We start from the raw sequence: 467 nt of genomic DNA, 5'->3' as shown, positions 1-467 counted from the left end.
GCTCCACAGAAAACAGACTGGCGCCGTTACAGGGATCGCAACCACATCAAGCGGATGTTCAACAGGCTCMAGCAGATGCGCCGCATMGCGACCCGMTRCGACAARACCGCCTTRTCCTTCATGAGYTTCCTCAATMTCGCCGCTTTGCTGCGGCGAGATTGAGGAAACTCATGAAGGACARGGCGGTYTTGTCGTAKCGSGTCGCGATRCGKCGCATCTGCTTGAGKTKRTTGAACAKCCGCTYGATGYGGTTGCGATCCCTGTAACGGCGCCAGTCTGTTTTCTGTGGAGCGCTGCGGCCTTTGCGTGATGGAATGACTGGCAGGATCCCGTGGACCAGCAGTTCCTGGCGGAAACTGTCACTGTCATAGCCCCGGTCGGCCAGCATGGCTTTGGGGTTTGGGACAGGTAGCTTTATCAGGGCGTCTGTGGCTTTGTAATCCGAGACTTGGCCTCCGGTAAGGACA

The 467-nt window shown here is 57.0% G+C and carries 1 protein-coding gene; it reads right to left on the bottom strand.

The features are described from left to right. Positions 1-130: 130 nt before the first annotated feature. On the bottom strand, positions 131-467 hold a 337-nt coding region (locus tag KP705_RS17510), incomplete at its 5' end, for a transposase (protein WP_215765203.1).

The organism is Gluconobacter sp. P1D12_c (genome assembly GCF_018812105.1).
Classification (GTDB): Bacteria; Pseudomonadota; Alphaproteobacteria; order Acetobacterales; family Acetobacteraceae; genus Gluconobacter; species Gluconobacter oxydans_A.
Note: the sequence above shows the minus strand (reverse complement) of the source record. Positions and strands in the feature narration are given on the sequence as shown.